At 47.4% G+C, this 15190-nt stretch carries 13 protein-coding genes; 5 read left to right on the plus strand and 8 right to left on the minus strand.

All coding sequences use genetic code 11. The annotated features are described in order from the left end of the window. Positions 1-34 precede the first annotated feature (34 nt). The 3 genes from Enr17x_RS06050 (at position 35) to Enr17x_RS06060 (ending at position 4847) form a co-directional block, all read left to right on the plus strand. Positions 35-1315, plus strand: coding sequence for a glucuronate isomerase (locus Enr17x_RS06050; RefSeq protein WP_145306845.1), 1281 nt, complete (start codon positions 35-37; stop codon positions 1313-1315). Between the two features lie 114 nt (positions 1316-1429). Next, positions 1430-3112, plus strand: coding sequence for a SpoIIE family protein phosphatase (locus Enr17x_RS06055; RefSeq protein WP_145306847.1), 1683 nt, complete (start codon positions 1430-1432; stop codon positions 3110-3112). A gap of 40 nt (positions 3113-3152) precedes the next feature. Next, complete coding sequence (locus Enr17x_RS06060; RefSeq protein ID WP_145306849.1) at positions 3153-4847, plus strand: SpoIIE family protein phosphatase; 1695 nt, start codon at positions 3153-3155, stop codon at positions 4845-4847. A 101-nt stretch (positions 4848-4948) separates the two neighbouring features. On the opposite strand, the gene Enr17x_RS06065 is transcribed toward Enr17x_RS06060, so the two are convergent. The 4 genes from Enr17x_RS06065 to Enr17x_RS06080 all read right to left on the minus strand — a co-directional run bounded on the left by Enr17x_RS06065 (position 4949) and on the right by Enr17x_RS06080 (position 8886). After that, entirely contained in the window at positions 4949-5266 is a 318-nt protein-coding gene (locus tag Enr17x_RS06065) for a hypothetical protein (RefSeq protein WP_145306851.1), read from the minus strand. A gap of 468 nt (positions 5267-5734) precedes the next feature. Further along, complete coding sequence (locus Enr17x_RS06070; RefSeq protein ID WP_145306853.1) at positions 5735-7558, minus strand: DUF3352 domain-containing protein; 1824 nt, start codon at positions 7556-7558, stop codon at positions 5735-5737. Between the two features lie 73 nt (positions 7559-7631). After that, complete coding sequence (locus tag Enr17x_RS06075) at positions 7632-8342, minus strand: hypothetical protein (RefSeq protein ID WP_145306855.1); 711 nt, start codon at positions 8340-8342, stop codon at positions 7632-7634. Further along, complete coding sequence (locus Enr17x_RS06080) at positions 8329-8886, minus strand: RNA polymerase sigma factor (protein WP_145306857.1); 558 nt, start codon at positions 8884-8886, stop codon at positions 8329-8331. Before Enr17x_RS06080 ends, Enr17x_RS06075 begins: the two co-directional genes overlap by 14 nt. Before the next feature lie 540 nt (positions 8887-9426). On the opposite strand from Enr17x_RS06080, the gene Enr17x_RS06085 reads away from it, so the two are divergent. Further along, positions 9427-10374 carry a DUF1559 domain-containing protein gene (locus tag Enr17x_RS06085; RefSeq protein WP_145306859.1) on the plus strand — a complete coding sequence of 316 codons (948 nt, stop codon included), beginning with the start codon at positions 9427-9429 and terminating at the stop codon, positions 10372-10374. An 83-nt stretch (positions 10375-10457) separates the two neighbouring features. After that, positions 10458-10877 (plus strand): hypothetical protein, encoded by a 420-nt coding sequence (locus Enr17x_RS06090; protein ID WP_145306861.1) that lies wholly within the window; start codon positions 10458-10460, stop codon positions 10875-10877. Between the two features lie 141 nt (positions 10878-11018). On the opposite strand, the gene Enr17x_RS06095 is transcribed toward Enr17x_RS06090, so the two are convergent. From Enr17x_RS06095 to gcvPB, 4 genes are all read right to left on the minus strand, one after another. After that, positions 11019-11231: a hypothetical protein gene (locus tag Enr17x_RS06095; RefSeq protein ID WP_145212514.1), complete on the minus strand. Its 213-nt coding sequence runs from the start codon at positions 11229-11231 to the stop codon at positions 11019-11021. Positions 11232-11559: 328 nt separating this feature from the next. After that, a complete protein-coding gene (locus Enr17x_RS06100) occupies positions 11560-12399 on the minus strand; it encodes an FHA domain-containing protein (protein ID WP_145306863.1) in 840 nt (279 codons plus the stop codon). A 436-nt stretch (positions 12400-12835) separates the two neighbouring features. Continuing rightward, entirely contained in the window at positions 12836-13612 is a 777-nt protein-coding gene (locus Enr17x_RS06105) for a lipoate--protein ligase family protein (protein WP_145306865.1), read from the minus strand. Positions 13613-13663: 51 nt separating this feature from the next. Beyond that, positions 13664-15136 (minus strand): aminomethyl-transferring glycine dehydrogenase subunit GcvPB, encoded by a 1473-nt coding sequence (gcvPB, locus tag Enr17x_RS06110; protein WP_145306867.1) that lies wholly within the window; start codon positions 15134-15136, stop codon positions 13664-13666. Positions 15137-15190: the final 54 nt, after the last annotated feature.

Genomic DNA, 15190 nt, shown 5'->3' on the forward strand with positions numbered 1-15190 from the left:
AAACTTGTTAGAATTCAGCAGGAACCATCTCATTATGTCTGAACAGTTAAGTAAACGCCTTTTCGCAGAACTCGAAAGCCTTGTGCTGATCGACCCGCATACACATATCAATCCCCATTCTGCTGCTTCAACTACTTTAGCAGACATTATGGGGTACCATTATTATACCGAGTTAGCCCATTCAGCCGGGCTCTCTAAAGAATTGATTGAAGAACCGGGCATTGATCCCAAAGAAAAGGTGGGGCGGCTGGTCACTCAGTTGGACGATTTGGATAATACAATCCAGCTGAGCTGGCTGCTGGAAATCTGCAGCGAATTCTTCGATTTTCAAGAGGACGCTATTACGGAATCCAATTGGGAAAAGCTATACGATACCGCTGCCGAGAAAATGGCTCAACCGGACTGGGAGCAGCAGGTCTTAAAGCAGAGTGGTCTCGAACAGGTCTTTTTGACGAATGATTTCGATGATCCTCTGGAAGGCTTTGATACGAACCTGTATATCCCCTGTCTGCGGACGGACGATCTGGTGTTTCATCTGGCGAAAAGTGAAACACGTGAGCGTCTGGCGAAGGCGACTCAGATGGGCATTGGCTGTTCCAAAACCCTCAGAGATGCTATTGGTGAGCTATTTACGCATTTCACTGCAAAAGGGGCGCGGGCTTGTGCGATTTCATTACCCCCCGATTTTTCACCTGTTGCCGTAACTGCAGAACAAGTCGATTCAGCTGTTCGTTCACTCTTTGCCGGGAATGAGCTTACCTGTGACGAGTCGAAAATCGTCAGTCAGTTTGTGTTCTGGACTCTGGCAGAATACTGTGCCGTCCATCGCTTGCCATTCGATCTGATGATCGGGGTCAATCGTCGGGTCTATGAAGCGGGCGTGTTTCAGGGACAGGATCTCTACGACAAACGGACTTCACTGATCCAATACAAGGAATTATTCAACGCATTTCCGAACGTGACTTTTCCCGTCTCTGTATTGACGAGCACCAGTAATCAGGAACTGGTCAGTTATAGCTGGATCTTTCCCAACGTCGTCATTAATGGACACTGGTGGTATTCGAATACTCCTGCATTTATTCATTTTGACTGTAAGAGCCGTCTGGAAGCAGTACCCAAAACAAAACAGGTCGGTTACTACAGCGATATGTACAAGCTCGAATTTGCCTTGCCTAAGTTTCGTATGTATCGTCGAGTACTAGCGAATGTATTAGCCAGCGATTTTGTGATCGGTCGGAATTGGTCTGAACAGCGTGCCATAGATCTTGGTAAACTGGTTTTGCGAGGGAACGTGGAGACCATATTTGGTTGCTAATCGGGAAGCTCCATGTCTTAACGAGATTGCATCAGGGGCAGGCGAGCTTTAAAATAGCAGACATATCCCGTTTTATCTCACGTCTTTCATCGTTTCGTCATAAGGGTTTCATATATGGCTACCCTGGTCATGTTACAAGCTGGTCAAGCCGTCACTTATTCTCTTTCCGGAGAGGAAACGGTAATTGGCAGGCATCCGGATTGCCAGATCCAGCTTGATTCGAATATGGTTTCCCGCCGTCATGCACAGGTGGTAGGTGAAGGGGACCAGTATTTCGTGGAGGATCTGGGCAGTGGAAATGGAACGTTCGTCAACGGCAAGAAAATTGAAGGCCGTACGGAACTGACACATGAGGATCGCCTGAAGGTCGGGCCCATTTTATTCCGTTTTGAAGCCGACCAAAAAAACAAAGCAAAAAAGAGCTCCATCATCTCAGCTATGGATCCGAGTTTCGACTTTGGATATTCATCGGATGATGAAGGGGATGCTTCAGCAACCATCATGGGAGCGATCTCTGGTGGTGGGGGCTTTGGAGGTCTGGATGTACGTCCTGAAGCCAAGCTGAAAGCGATGATTGAAATCAGTCGCAGTCTGGCCGGGACCGTCGATCTGGAAAAACTGTTACCACAGATATTGACGACGCTGTTCAATATTTTCCCGGCTGCAGACCGAGGCTGTATATTGCTCAAAGATGAAGAGACTGGTGAAATGGTTCCCCGCGCATTTAAGCATCGGCGCGAAGGGGAAGATGCGACGGTTAAATTGAGTCGCACGATTGTAAATAAGGTCCTGGAAGAAAAATCCGGGATTTTATCAGCAGATGCAGCCAGCGACTCCCAGTTCGATGCCAGTGAATCAATTTCGAATTTGTCCATCCGTTCGATGATGTGTGTGCCGATGTTGGGACTTTCTGAAGAACCGATTGGCATTATCAATATCGATACCCAGAATCCACTGAAACAGTTTCAGGAAGAAGATCTGGATCTGTTGATGTCTGTTGCCGGTCAGGCAGCACTCTCTTATGAAAGTGCGCGGCTGATGTCTTCTTATATGGAGAAGCAGAAACAAGACAACGAAATGGACATCGCTCGTGGTGTGCAACAGGGCTTGTTGCCTAGTTCGGTGCCTGAAGTGCAAGGGTACGAATTTTTCGCTTCGTATCATTCGGCACAAGCTGTCGGGGGAGACTATTACGACATATTTGAGCTGCCTGACGACAAAATCGGGCTGTCGTTTGGAGATGTTGCAGGCAAGGGGGTACCCGGGGCGATGATCATGGCTCGTATCTCAAGTTGTGTTCAAAATACAATGCGATTCGTGCATGAGGCCGGTCCGGCCGTGGAAGCGATTAACGATCATATGTGTGACAGCGCGGTGGAAGGCCGTTTTGTGACCTACGTGCTGGTGATCCTGGATACGAGTAACCATCGCCTGTCTTTGGTCAATGCAGGGCACATGTCGCCGATGATCTTAAAGCCGGATGGCTCACTGGATGAATTTCCGGAAGAGAGTATTGGTGTGCCAATCGGGGTGATGGAAGGTTTCCCATTCGAAGTCGTAGAACGGGATCTCGCGCCAGGCGAAATCGTGGTGCTGTTTACCGATGGTGTTGATGAAGCCATGAATCCTGAAGGAGAGTTATATACTCTGGATCGAATGAGAAAATTTATCAAATCTAACCGTGATAAGAATGCGGCGGAATTAGGTCAGGCACTTCTGGCGGATGTCAGACGGCACGCCAACGGTCGGCCGCAGAATGATGATATCACTATAATGACATTCGGGCGTGTTTCCTGAAGAATGCTGTTTTCTATTCAATCAACCTGATGGCCTTAACATGTCTGCCAGCCTGTTTTTGCAAAATAATGGCAACTCTTCCAGACTGGAGCTCAAAGGGAGGCAGGTGACTCTGGGGCGTCATCCTGATTGTGAGGTTTGCCTCAAGTCCAACACCGTTTCACGATACCATGCGCGGATTTCGCTGGTTGAGGACGGCCTGTATCAACTGGAAGACTTGGGCAGTGGCAATGGGACGTTTGTCAATAACGTATTGGTGAGAGATCCAGTTCCACTGCAGTCAGGCGATTCCATTTCCATCGGCCCCTTTCTCTTGGAGTTTTCCAGCGATGCCGAATACGAAAACAACCAGCAGGAAGGTCTGCTGACCTCATACGGATTGATTCCTTCGCTTAAAAATGTTTCGGTCAGGCCTCCTGCCAAAGATAAATCGACCATTTTGAGAGCGACAGGAACCAACAGTGATCTAAATCAGTTTCAGATCAAGCCGGAAATTAAATTGAAAGCGATTCTGGAAATCAGTCGCACAATTGCTTCCGCGTCAGATTTGGATTCGATGGCTGAGAAGGTTTTGGAAGGATTATTTCATATTTTTCCGGCAGCAGACCGGGGTTGTATTTTATTGCGAGACCGAGAGAATCTACGATTTTTTCCTAAAGCGGTGCGTCATCGGCGGGAGAATGATCACGATGCACTGCAACTGAGTCGAACGGTTCTGAAAGCGGTCACGGATAATAAAACGGGGGTGCTCTCTGCGGATGCTGCCAATGATGAACGGTTTGAAAAAAGCGAGTCGGTTTCCACGCTGACAATCCGCTCTATCTTATGTGCACCGATGCTAGGCTTGGATGGTAGTGTAATTGGCATTATCAATCTGGACACGCAGCTGGCTGGCCAGATGTTTTCCGAGGATGATCTGGAACTTCTGATGGTGATTGCAGGGCAGACAGCGCTTTCGTATGAGAGTGCCCGCTTGATGATCTCGCATGTGGAAAAACAGCGATACGATAATGAAATGGAGATTGCTGCCCGCGTTCAGAAAGGTCTATTGCCAGCAAACATCCCTCAGGTATCCGGCTATGAGTTTTTTGTCTCTTACGAGGCAGCTCGCGCGGTCGGCGGGGATTATTATGATTTTATTCAACCGGAAGAAAATCTGATCTGGTTTGCATTGGGTGATGTGGCCGGCAAGGGGGTACCAGCATCTCTGGTGATGTCGCGTGTGTGCAGTGCGGTTCGCAGTACCGTCGAATTTGTGACAGATGTAACAGACGCCGTGCACCGGGTGAATCACCATATCGACGAAGCCGCCCATGATGGGCGGTTTATCACGTTTATTCTGGGACAGATTGATCTCACGCAGAACTTGATTTCCTTCGTCAATGCCGGCCATCTGAATCCCCTGCTGTTAAAGGCAAATGGAACGCTCATCGAACTGGCCGCTGATCAGCCAAGTGTGCCACTGGGCGTGATGGAAGATTATGAATATCAGGTAATTCAGCATCGGCTCAATCCTGGCGAACAGTTAATTCTATTTACCGATGGTATTACCGAGGCGATGAATGAAGAGCGAGAGATATTTGGGATGGAACGATTGAAAGCAGCGATTCAGAAGTTCAAGTTGAATTCCGGAAAACTGGGCACTCAAATTTTGCAGACGGTGAAAACATTTGCGGGGCAAGCTGAGCAGTATGATGATATGACGCTCGTGATCATCGGCAGAGATCAGGGCTGATTTCATCAGGACTCAATAGATTCGGGCGCATAAAAAAGTGAGACGCGGGGGGAATGCGTCTCACTTTTCGTTTTCAACACTGACCTTTGAGAAGTGAATCTCTACAGGGAAATGTCGGTTGGTTCTGCTACTTTACGGTATCCCATGCTGTGTAATACTTCGAGTACTTCACTCCAGGTAGGGAATTGGCGTCCGCTGCGTCTTTTGTAATCGTCCATAGCTTTCATGAAGTCGATCTCCTGATCGCTATAGTCGCGTTCACACGTTGTAGGATCAATCTGCCGACGTCGTTCGGTTTTACGCTGGTCGACAACTTCGTGTTTTTCATGGATGGCGTCTTTTTTTGTAGTCGCATTTCTTCTACTCGTACGACGACGATCGACGACTAATTCTGATGGGGGATCAAGTTGTTTTACCATGTTTAATTTTTGCCTTTTTCGAGGGGAGTAAGTTTGCCTGAAATTATTTTTATGGAATGAACAGTGATAAAAACCAATGTGAAACTGAATACACAATCTAGTGGTTTGCGATTTTTATCCCTGAGTCTTCAATTTCAGCTTCACAACAATTTGTGAAGAATTGATCCACAAAACCAAATATTTTCTGGCCAGGGAAAGAATGTGGAGCTAACCTTACTCTATTATTTCCACATAAAATCGGATTGGGTAGTTTGTTTAAAATAATTAACACTGATAAGCATAAGAGACATTGCCGGTTGAGTAGTTATCCCGATTATTCTGATTTTAGGGTAGGGATTTCGAGGCGATGTTCAGAATTGTGTACACAGTCGGAACTTTTGAGTGCGAATGTAGCGAAATAATCACGAACGAGTTATGTTGAACTCTCGAATCATATAGCTCGTTCAAGGTGATCCACGCGGTGCTGAATTAGTTGACCGGATCGAGAGAACCTAAGCCCATAATGATGCGGACCTGAGTTTTCTGGAGCCCGGCTGCCAAGAAGAGCCCATCAAACGACTGAAGCAGTCCTTTTAAACCAGAGAGCTTTTTGCGGCCTTTCTCAATATCGCCGTCTTGTCCTTGCGCCAGTTGCTTTGCCAGAAAGTCGGAATTTTGATCGATGAAAGCTCGGATGGAGGAAATGTTCAGAAAGCAGAGTTGCTTTTCCTGCTGGAAGAAGGTTTCTTTCCAGGTCTGGAACAAGGGAAGTGCCGCAAGACTTTCTTCCGATTTCAGCGTGAAAAATTCTTTGACCAGTTCCGGTGAGCTGGCAAATACAATTTGTTGCTCGTTGATTCCGTAAGCGGGGCGGTAGGGGCCGATACTGTCGATCCAGCGCATCTGAAACAGCTCATGATCTTCGATCTTTAAGATGGAGGCCGAAGTATCTTGTTTGAGATGCGCATTATGATGTGCGAGCATACTGTTCATCAGAAAATTTGCGACATTTTCGAGGGCGGTCTGATATTGTGACTTGTCTGCCCCTATTGCTGGTTGATCGGGGTTAGTGATCTGTAAGGCAACAAGTCCGTCGAACGAGATCGCATCGAAAGAAAGTTCTTTTCGAGGCACTGAATAAAACAAGACATTCGGGCCAAGGGCTTTTGCGAATTCAGTGACCGGGTCGAGTCCTCCCAGAAGACCAACGGAGACGGCGTGGAATTTTTGCCACTTTTCTGGATTTTTGTTCGCGTAAAAGTCAACGACTTTTTGAGTCAATAAATGGATATTAAGTTGGCCACAGAGGACTGCCAGTGCTTTTTTCGGAACCAGCGTGTATTTCTCCGGAATTTCTGTCGGAACCTGTAAGGCATCCAGTAATGGCAGATTGATCGCTTCAGAATTAAACAGGATAACCGTTTCCAAAGCGACGGTGTTTTTAAGATGAAGCCCGACGATTAGGCCTCCAGTTTTATGCCACCAGTTGACGACGCCTTTCTCAACTTCATTTTTGGGGGGCTTGATATGTTCATCCCAGATGCGTGGATTAAGAAATAATGAGCCGGTGACATTCGGAGATAATTTTGATTGCGCTCGTTGATAGATTTTTAAATTGAATAGGCTGGCTTGGGCGTCGCGAGGCTGTTTTTGGAGAGTCTGCTTTACGTATAGGTCTACGGTCGACTGAAGAATATGTTTGTTTTCCGTCACCACGAGCGTGCGTTCGAGAAAGGTATAATAAATTTGGGGGATTGTGTCGCTGTCGGCTCCTGATTGGCTGGCGATAAAGCAGGGAACTTTCTGGTAATTGATCGAAGTGACAGTGACACCGGTCTTTTTGAACCAGCTTTCGAACAGACTTTTCGTAGCACTCGCTTTTTTGACTCTGGCGAGCAGGAGAGGGGAAGGGGTTTGTTTTGGACCATTGTTAAATACCGCTAACCCCACCGATTCGCCAAACAGATTATTGAGCAACGGAAACAGACGTTGTTCTGTGACCGATTCGACATCGCGCAAGCCCTGCTTGAGATTTTTTACATCCTGACTTATAAGCCAGGACTGAAAGACTTGTGTCTGTTGGAAGCGGGTTACCACAGGAGAAACCAGAAACTGTTTCAGATGCCCGTTCAGATCTGAGGCTTCAACATAGACGCCTGCCTTATCATCAACCAGTTGGCTGAGCGGAGTCTCTGCAACGGCAGCAGCACTGCCAAGAGAAATAAAGACCACTGATACCAAAACCATAGCGAGAATTGTTGATTTCTTAACAGTCAGGCAGAGTTGTGCTGGATATTGTTTCATAGGCTGCATGCTTGGGAGCACTCCCGTCAGGTCTTAAATATTGGTATCAGGAAAACATATCTTATTTTGGAACTGAGTGCTTTTAAATTTTCGTTGATTCTTCGGGAACGGAATGCAGTATGAAATTCCAGGCATGGCTGATCTGGTTCTTCAGTGGTTGCATTTCATGATTGATATCATCAACCCAGTGAGGTTCGTCTGGCAGGACGCTTGTTGATTCAGGGCGGGGACGTGTTACCGGAACCAGACTGACGGCTTCAGTCATCGTGCCAGCAGTGCTTTGTGCCAGTCCCCAGGAAGCGGCGCCTGCATTGCGCAACAACTGGTTGAAACTTTGATTGGGGGTATTTGCTTTGCTATCAGGTGTTTGAGTTTCTGGGAAGAGGTGCGTATTGGTGGCGATGGTATTGGGGGGGATTACATCAGGTTGATCCCCGGGAAAATTCAGGGACACGGCAACCAGTATCACTGCGGCCGTGAGCAGACTGCCATACCACCAGCGTGCAGATGCATGTGTGCTTCTACCTGTGATAGAAGATGCTTCGCTGAGAGCCGATGAATTCAGGTTGTTACGGTCTGTGTTATCAAGTTGTGACATGACTGCCTCAACCAGATCGATTTCTGGTAGAGCCTGTTTCCAGGCAGGTAATGCATGTTCAACGATCAGGTAGTCTTCCCAGACTCTCTGGTGTTCCGGCGATGAGATTGCCAGATTTTCCAGTCTGGGACGTTGGTCAAAATTTCGCATTTCGACCATGCTCTCTAGTTCGGATTGATATTCAACGAGATTCATGTCTGACCTCTGGTACAATTCCACGCTGTCTGAGTGTAGACGCCAGTTCCTGCCTGGAGCGGTGTAACCATGTTTTAATGGTTCCTTCCGGTCTCTCCAGAATGTCTCCGATTTCCTGACAGCTCAGATTCTCCTGATGAAATAAAATAAAACACGTGCGATGATCTTCACGTAACAGGTTGATGGCTTTCTGAAGTTCTTCACCAAGATCTTGCAGTTGTTCCGGCGATTGACTGACTGCCAGCTCGGAAGCAAACTCTGTGGGGACGGGCCGTTTGGACCGTTTACTCAGGAATGTTCTGCATCGATTGGCGGCGATGGTCAATAACCAGGGTTTCAATGTTCGGGTGGGATCCCATTGATGAAGACTGCGAAATGCACGTACAAAGACTTCCTGCGCCACATCCTCGGCGTCTTGTCGATGTCCGAGCATACGATAACAAAGTCCAAAAATCGGGCTTTGGAATCGCGCTACTAATGCGCGCATTTCCTCTCTATTACCTTCCAGGCAACTTCGGACTTGCGCCGCATCTTCTTCATTCACGGAGAAATCCCGTTTTTGTCATTCTTCGTTGCGGCCGCAGATGGCAGCGACTCCTTTTCTGGCTGCAATCGAAACGGCGTTTCGTACTACTGAAATTTGAATCAAAACCTCAGGCCATTCAATTAAATATACCAATTTATTCGGGCAGAGGTTTCAGGCGGATGAAGAAAATTGAGAATGGTTAGTGATGTATTGTAATGTTTAGTATTGTTTTCCCATAAAGGACAGGATGAGGATGCTTTGGTTTCCTCATGAAATTGTCAGGTTACAAGTAAAAGTTCAATAGATGCTCTCTGATAAAATAGAGTGCTAGGAGGTAAATACCATATGTTTTGAAAATTAAGTAAGTAAATGTATATTGTGGTGTTTGTATTCAGTAAGTCTTTTTGTATCTATGGTTTAAGTGTTTAGATTGACAGTCCATAGAAGGTGAAACATACTTAGTATAATTCCGTAATTAATGATTCTGTCATTAACGGTTCATTATTTAACAGCACGAATTGATACTTTTTTATGTTTTCTTTTTTAAGGATGTTCAAGATGAGGCACTTGAGAACTTCTATTAGATCGCGAGGGTTTACCCTGATTGAGTTGCTGGTTGTGATCGCCATTATTGCAATTCTAATCGCATTGTTACTTCCAGCCGTGCAGCAGGCACGTGAGGCAGCTCGACGTAGTACTTGTAAAAACAATCTGAAGCAAATCAGTCTGGCAATGCATAATTATGAGAGTGCTCATAGTACGTTTCCTTATGGGCACCGTGGTGGTGGCGGGGCCTATCCGACGTATTGCCATAATCGAGATACCTGGTTCCATCGTATTCTACCTTATGTAGATCAGGCACCGATGTATAATAACTATGAAGCTGACTGTGCGAATGTGTCTGCGAGCACGAGTAATCATGTGCATAACATTTCGAGCAGTCAGATTTTTGTTCGCACACCATTACCGGCATTCATGTGCCCTTCCGATATAGGGCCAGGGTTTGCTGAACCTTCTGGAGTTCGCTGGGGTGGTAGCTATCTGGGTTGTATTGGTTGGGCAAATAACCGTTCGACTGGTACGGATAACGGCATGTTTGGATATCAGACGAAGACAAAAATGCGCGATATTACAGATGGAACGTCAAACACAATGATGTTGAGTGAAGGGGTACAGCGTGTGGCTGTGCCGACCGGTTTTTCCTGGGGATGTGCAGGGTGTTATTGGATTGGTGGTGCTCATGGTGAAGTGACATTCTCTGCCTTTGAGACTCCCAATACTTCAGCGGCAGACCAGAATTATCTTTGTAAAAGTACAACTGATATAAATGCTCCCTGTGTTGTAAATCAGACGGATAAATGGAACTATGCCCGCAGTCAGCATGTCGGAGGTGTGCATGCGGGTATGGCCGATGGTGCCGTGCGGTTTATTTCAGAAAACATTGACCGCGGTACATTCCGGGCAATCGCGACTACCTCTGGTGATGAAGTCGTTGGTGAATTTTAAGTTGTTGAATACGTAGAATTATCGATCTTCCATCACCCCCGGTATCTTTGCCGGGGGTGGTCTGATCCCATAGGAAAGATTCAATGAAAACACTCTCTTTTTGTTTGATTTTAATGTGTACTGCCGGAATGCTTGTTGGTTGTGGTGGTGCCAGTGATGCACCAGTAACATATCCTGTTTCCGGTAATGTGACACTGGACGGCGAGCCCCTGGCGGAAGGAAATATTATTTTTCGTGATGCCGCTGGAAAAGCAGCAAGCGCTGCTGGGAAAATCGAGAATGGTGAATTCTCATTTGAGGCGGTTGCCGGTAAAAAAGCAGTTGTGATTACCGCGACACGTGAAGTTCCAGGAAAAACTGCTGTGGGTGGCGCTCCAGATGAGCCGCCGGTGCCTGCGATTGAGCAGTATATTCCAGATACCTACAATGAAAAGACGACTCTGGAAGCTGGTGTCAGTGATTCGGGAGCAAATGAATTCACATTCGATTTGAAGAGCAAATAGAATTCTTGAGAGGCATTACAAAACAAGCCGGGTCCAAATGAACCCGGCTTGTTTTTTACTTTTGCAACTTCTAGCTGGTACTGTGTCGCGTCTCAACCTGTAGTTCTGAGAGGCGTTTCGAAGCAATCTTTATATTTGCTGTTATTGTTTTTGAATGCATTCGCGTGCCAGGATGCGTGCCTGCTTGAATGCATGCTTTACTGTAAATGCCCGGGCTTCAACCTGCTCTTCGGTGTAGTACTTGCCATGGTCGCTTTCGGGTAGCCCTGCCAGTGATAAGGTAAGAGGCAGAAGGTCGAGAAACTCACGGTACCGTCGCTGAATATCACTGCTGGCGTTGGCTGAATCGTTCACTGAAAGCGTCTCCCTCTTTTTCTTGCATCATAGTTACGTAAAATGAAACTGAAATTTGATGGTAGGTTTGAGTTGGTATCGACTGTTATCCGTGACTGAATTCGGCCCGCGGACTCCATAGATCAAACCTTGTTGCTCTCGCTACTTCTACCTTGATTCTCTCAAAGGCAATTCAGAAAAGCAATGGGAACTAAGGAGATTGCCATGAGCAATGTCTGGATTCGGTCCTTTTCAAAACCAGCAAACAAATCTTATGACAGAGTAAGGCACTCCGACTCATGTAAACCGATGCAGGCAGTGAGCGGCGTGTTCGAAGCCAGAGCCAGAGTTATTCTTTGTTTTTGAGGCCCGTTTCTCCAGGCGGTGGCAGAGTTACTGGTGGCAACTCTGGAGCCGCAGAGTTGCCTTGTTCGTTTTGCTGTTCTGGTTGCGGCTGTGGGGGCTGCTGAGGATAACCCTGTGGCGGCATCTGGTATTGTTGTGGATACGCTGGCATTGGCTGCTGTGGATATCCCTGTTGCGGATAGTATTGTGGTGGCATCGGATAAGGGTATTGCTGTCCTGGCTGCATCTGTTGGGGAGGATAGCCGTATTGCTGCGGTGGATAACCAGCTTGCTGTGCGGCCTGATCATAAGCTTGCTGTGCTGCCTGTTGCTGTTCGGCAGACAGAATCTGGGTATCTCCTTCATAGACTTCGGGCGCGACAGGGGCTGGTGTTTCCGGAGCAGGTGCCGTTTCGGCTGCTGCAGACTCTTCTGGTTTGTGAACGGGAATATCAAACACGGTATCCGATCCGGTAAGAATTTCACCACTAGGGGCTGCTTCCGCGGCTGCTTCTGGTGCAGAAGCGGCCTGTTCTGCGTTCGCACTATGCGAAATCACTATTTCAAAATCGAGTTTACCGACCTGAATTTTATCTCCATGTGAGAGTTGGACTTCACCTTTGATACGTTTGTCATTCACGAGCGTACCATTTGTGCTTCCGAAATCGCGCAAACGTACGCTGTATTCATCGACGGTGAAGACGCAATGATGCCGGCTGACCATGTCGCTGTTAGGGCGCAGGTGACAATCTTCTTCCCGGCCGATTAAAAACTTTTTGCCTTTGATAGGAATTTGTTTTCCATCATGACGACCGCCTATTACCTTCAACGAAAGCTGCAACATAAATCGTTCACTCCATAGGTTTCATACAGAACACGCCAAAAGTTCTGGAACATGGTATGGCTGAGTATTCTCGCCATCCTATTTCCGGTGACTTGTTTTCATTTGGTCAGTAGATTGGAAGAAAGAAGCGTAAAATGAACAAGAAACAGAAATGAGTGAAATAACTTCTCGTCATTGAATGAATGGAGCAAATTACAATGCTCTTATGGCCCGCATTGTGTGGTTTGACTCACTTCACTGTAAGTAAAAATCCACTACTATTTTCCGTAACACTTAATAAATCTAGAATAAAAACAGATTATCTATAGATAACGCTATCAGGCAGATGACACGATGTCAATAAGGATAAAAGATACATCCGTTGTGTAAATGATTTATTAATAAATCGATAAAATTTACTTGATTTTGATAACTCCTGATCCACTAACCAATAAGCTTATTTTTGGCGCGAAGTCCAGGACGCACGCGAGTATTTTTCCGTTTCCAGCTGGCGGGCAATTTGAATTTCTTCGTCAGTCAGTTTTTGAGACTCCAAAGGCAGTTGAATCTCCTGGCTAATGGCTTGTGAGAATTCTTCCGCCAATTGGGTCAGAAATTGTGCCTGGTAGATGCTGGTTTGTTCAACCTGATTCAGCAATCCCGGAAAATGAGGTGCATATTCAGAGGTCAGCAGTAGCAGGCTGCCATGCTGAACTATTGCACCACGCCTTCTCCGTTGTGCGCTTCCGAGAACCTTGTTTCCCTCATAAACCAGGTCCCGTTCATCGCCCCGTCCAAAGCAAAGAAACGGTTCATTTTGCGATTTGAACGAGACTCCGCGAAACGCAACCTGCAGGCCATGTGAGGCCAAAACATCAATCAGTGGTTGATGAATTGTCAGGTATAGATCAGGGGGTGATTTTGAGAGGGGGTGACTGGCTGGTACCGCGAAGGAGTAGGTTAATTCATGGTGGTGTAAGATAGCACCTCCGCCTGACAGGCGACGTACACGAGGTAATCCTTTCCAGGATTCATTTTGTTCTTCGTTTTCATTTTTCTGAAAATAGCCGAGGGAGATCGTAGGCTGATCCCAGCGATACCAGCGTAACGAACAGAGATTGTTTTCCGCGGCTGACTCAAGCAGGGCTTCGTCAACAGCCATATTCCAGCTGCCCGTTAATGGCGCTGGTTCAATGATCAGTCTGAAGTGATCCGGTATTGAAGATTGAGTCATGCCAGGAACCAGATTAGAGAATGACACAGGCCAGAAAGTGTGCGGGTCGCCCTATTGGGGTTCGCAACACTGGAGAATCGGATGACGTGCCGCCACAACTTCATCCGGTCTGCTGATCGCGGTGCTATGCGGCGCCTGGTGTAAATATTCCGGATCTTCCTGAAGGATTTTCCGAATCGTTTCGGCAAACGCGTCCAATGTTTCTTTCGATTCTGTTTCCGTTGGTTCGACCATGATGGCTTCAGGTACTACCAGTGGAAAATAAACGGTGGGGGCATGGAAACCAAAGTCGAGTAGACGCTTGGCGATATCCATTGCCGTGACCCCATTTTCGGCTTTGATTTTTGACGCTGACGCGACGAACTCATGCATGCACAGGTCGCCGTTAGGAACAGGTAGCACATCCTTCAAAATTGCCTTGAGGTAGTTGGCATTCAGAACCGCGTTTTCTGAGACAGCTTTCAAGCCTTTAGCTCCCAGCGTTCTCAGATAACAGTAGCCTCGTACCACAATTCCAATATTGCCGTAAAAGGTGCGGACGCGTCCAATGGATTTGGGAGGGTTTTCCAGCGTGTATTGGTCTCCATTTTCCCCCGCATTTTCATTGCGTTTGATGACGGGACCAGGCAGGAAGTCAGACAGAAAATCACGCACAGCGATGGGGCCTGAACCGGGGCCGCCGGCACCATGTGGACCGGTGAAGGTTTTATGAACGTTGTAATGCATCATGTCGCCGCCAAAATCACCGGGGCGCGTATAGCCGAGAATAGCGTTCATGTTTGCGCCGTCGATATAAACGAGTCCGCCGACTTCGTGAACCATGTCTGCGATTTGTTTAATGTCTTTTTCGAACAGTCCCAGTGTATTGGGGTTTGTGACCATGAAGACGGCGGTCTGGTCATCCAGGTTGGCTTTGAGGTCTTCCAGGTCGACGAGTCCGGCTTTACTGCTTGCCAGTTGCACACAGTCGAATCCGGCAATCGCGGCACTGGCGGGGTTTGTTCCATGTGCACTGTTAGGGAATAGAACTTTGGTCCGTTTTTCGCCTCGATCTTCAAAGTAGGCTTTGGCCGTCAAGAGTGCTGTAAATTCACCTTGGGCACCAGCGGCAGGTTGTAGTGACACCGCAGGCAGGCCTGAAATTTCCGCCAGCATTTCCTGTGTCTCATAAAGCAACGCCAGCATACCTTGCAGGTCAGACGGATTTTGATAAGGATGCAAGTCGACAATTCCCGGCAGGCTCGCCAGCCGCTCGTGCCGTTTGGGATTGTACTTCATCGTACAGCTTCCCAGCGGGTAAAAGTGGGTATCGACACACATGTTTAATGTCGACAGATTGACGAAATGCCGGATGATGTCAGGTTCGGTAACTTCGGGAAGTCCCGTGGGTTCTATCGCCAGCGCAGCTGTGGGAAGCAGTTCATTCAGCGGTTTGACAGGGACGTCCGCTTCGGGAAGCTCGGCACCGCGCCGGCCGGGTTGAGAGAGAGCAAACAATGATTCGGTGGCCAATTGATTTCGCATGGTATTGGTTGTTGCTTCGAAATATCTGGACTAAGTGAAACGCATTAAGGTATT

Origin of the sequence: Gimesia fumaroli (genome assembly GCF_007754425.1) — a bacterium.
GTDB classification, from domain to species: Bacteria; Planctomycetota; Planctomycetia; order Planctomycetales; family Planctomycetaceae; genus Gimesia; species Gimesia fumaroli.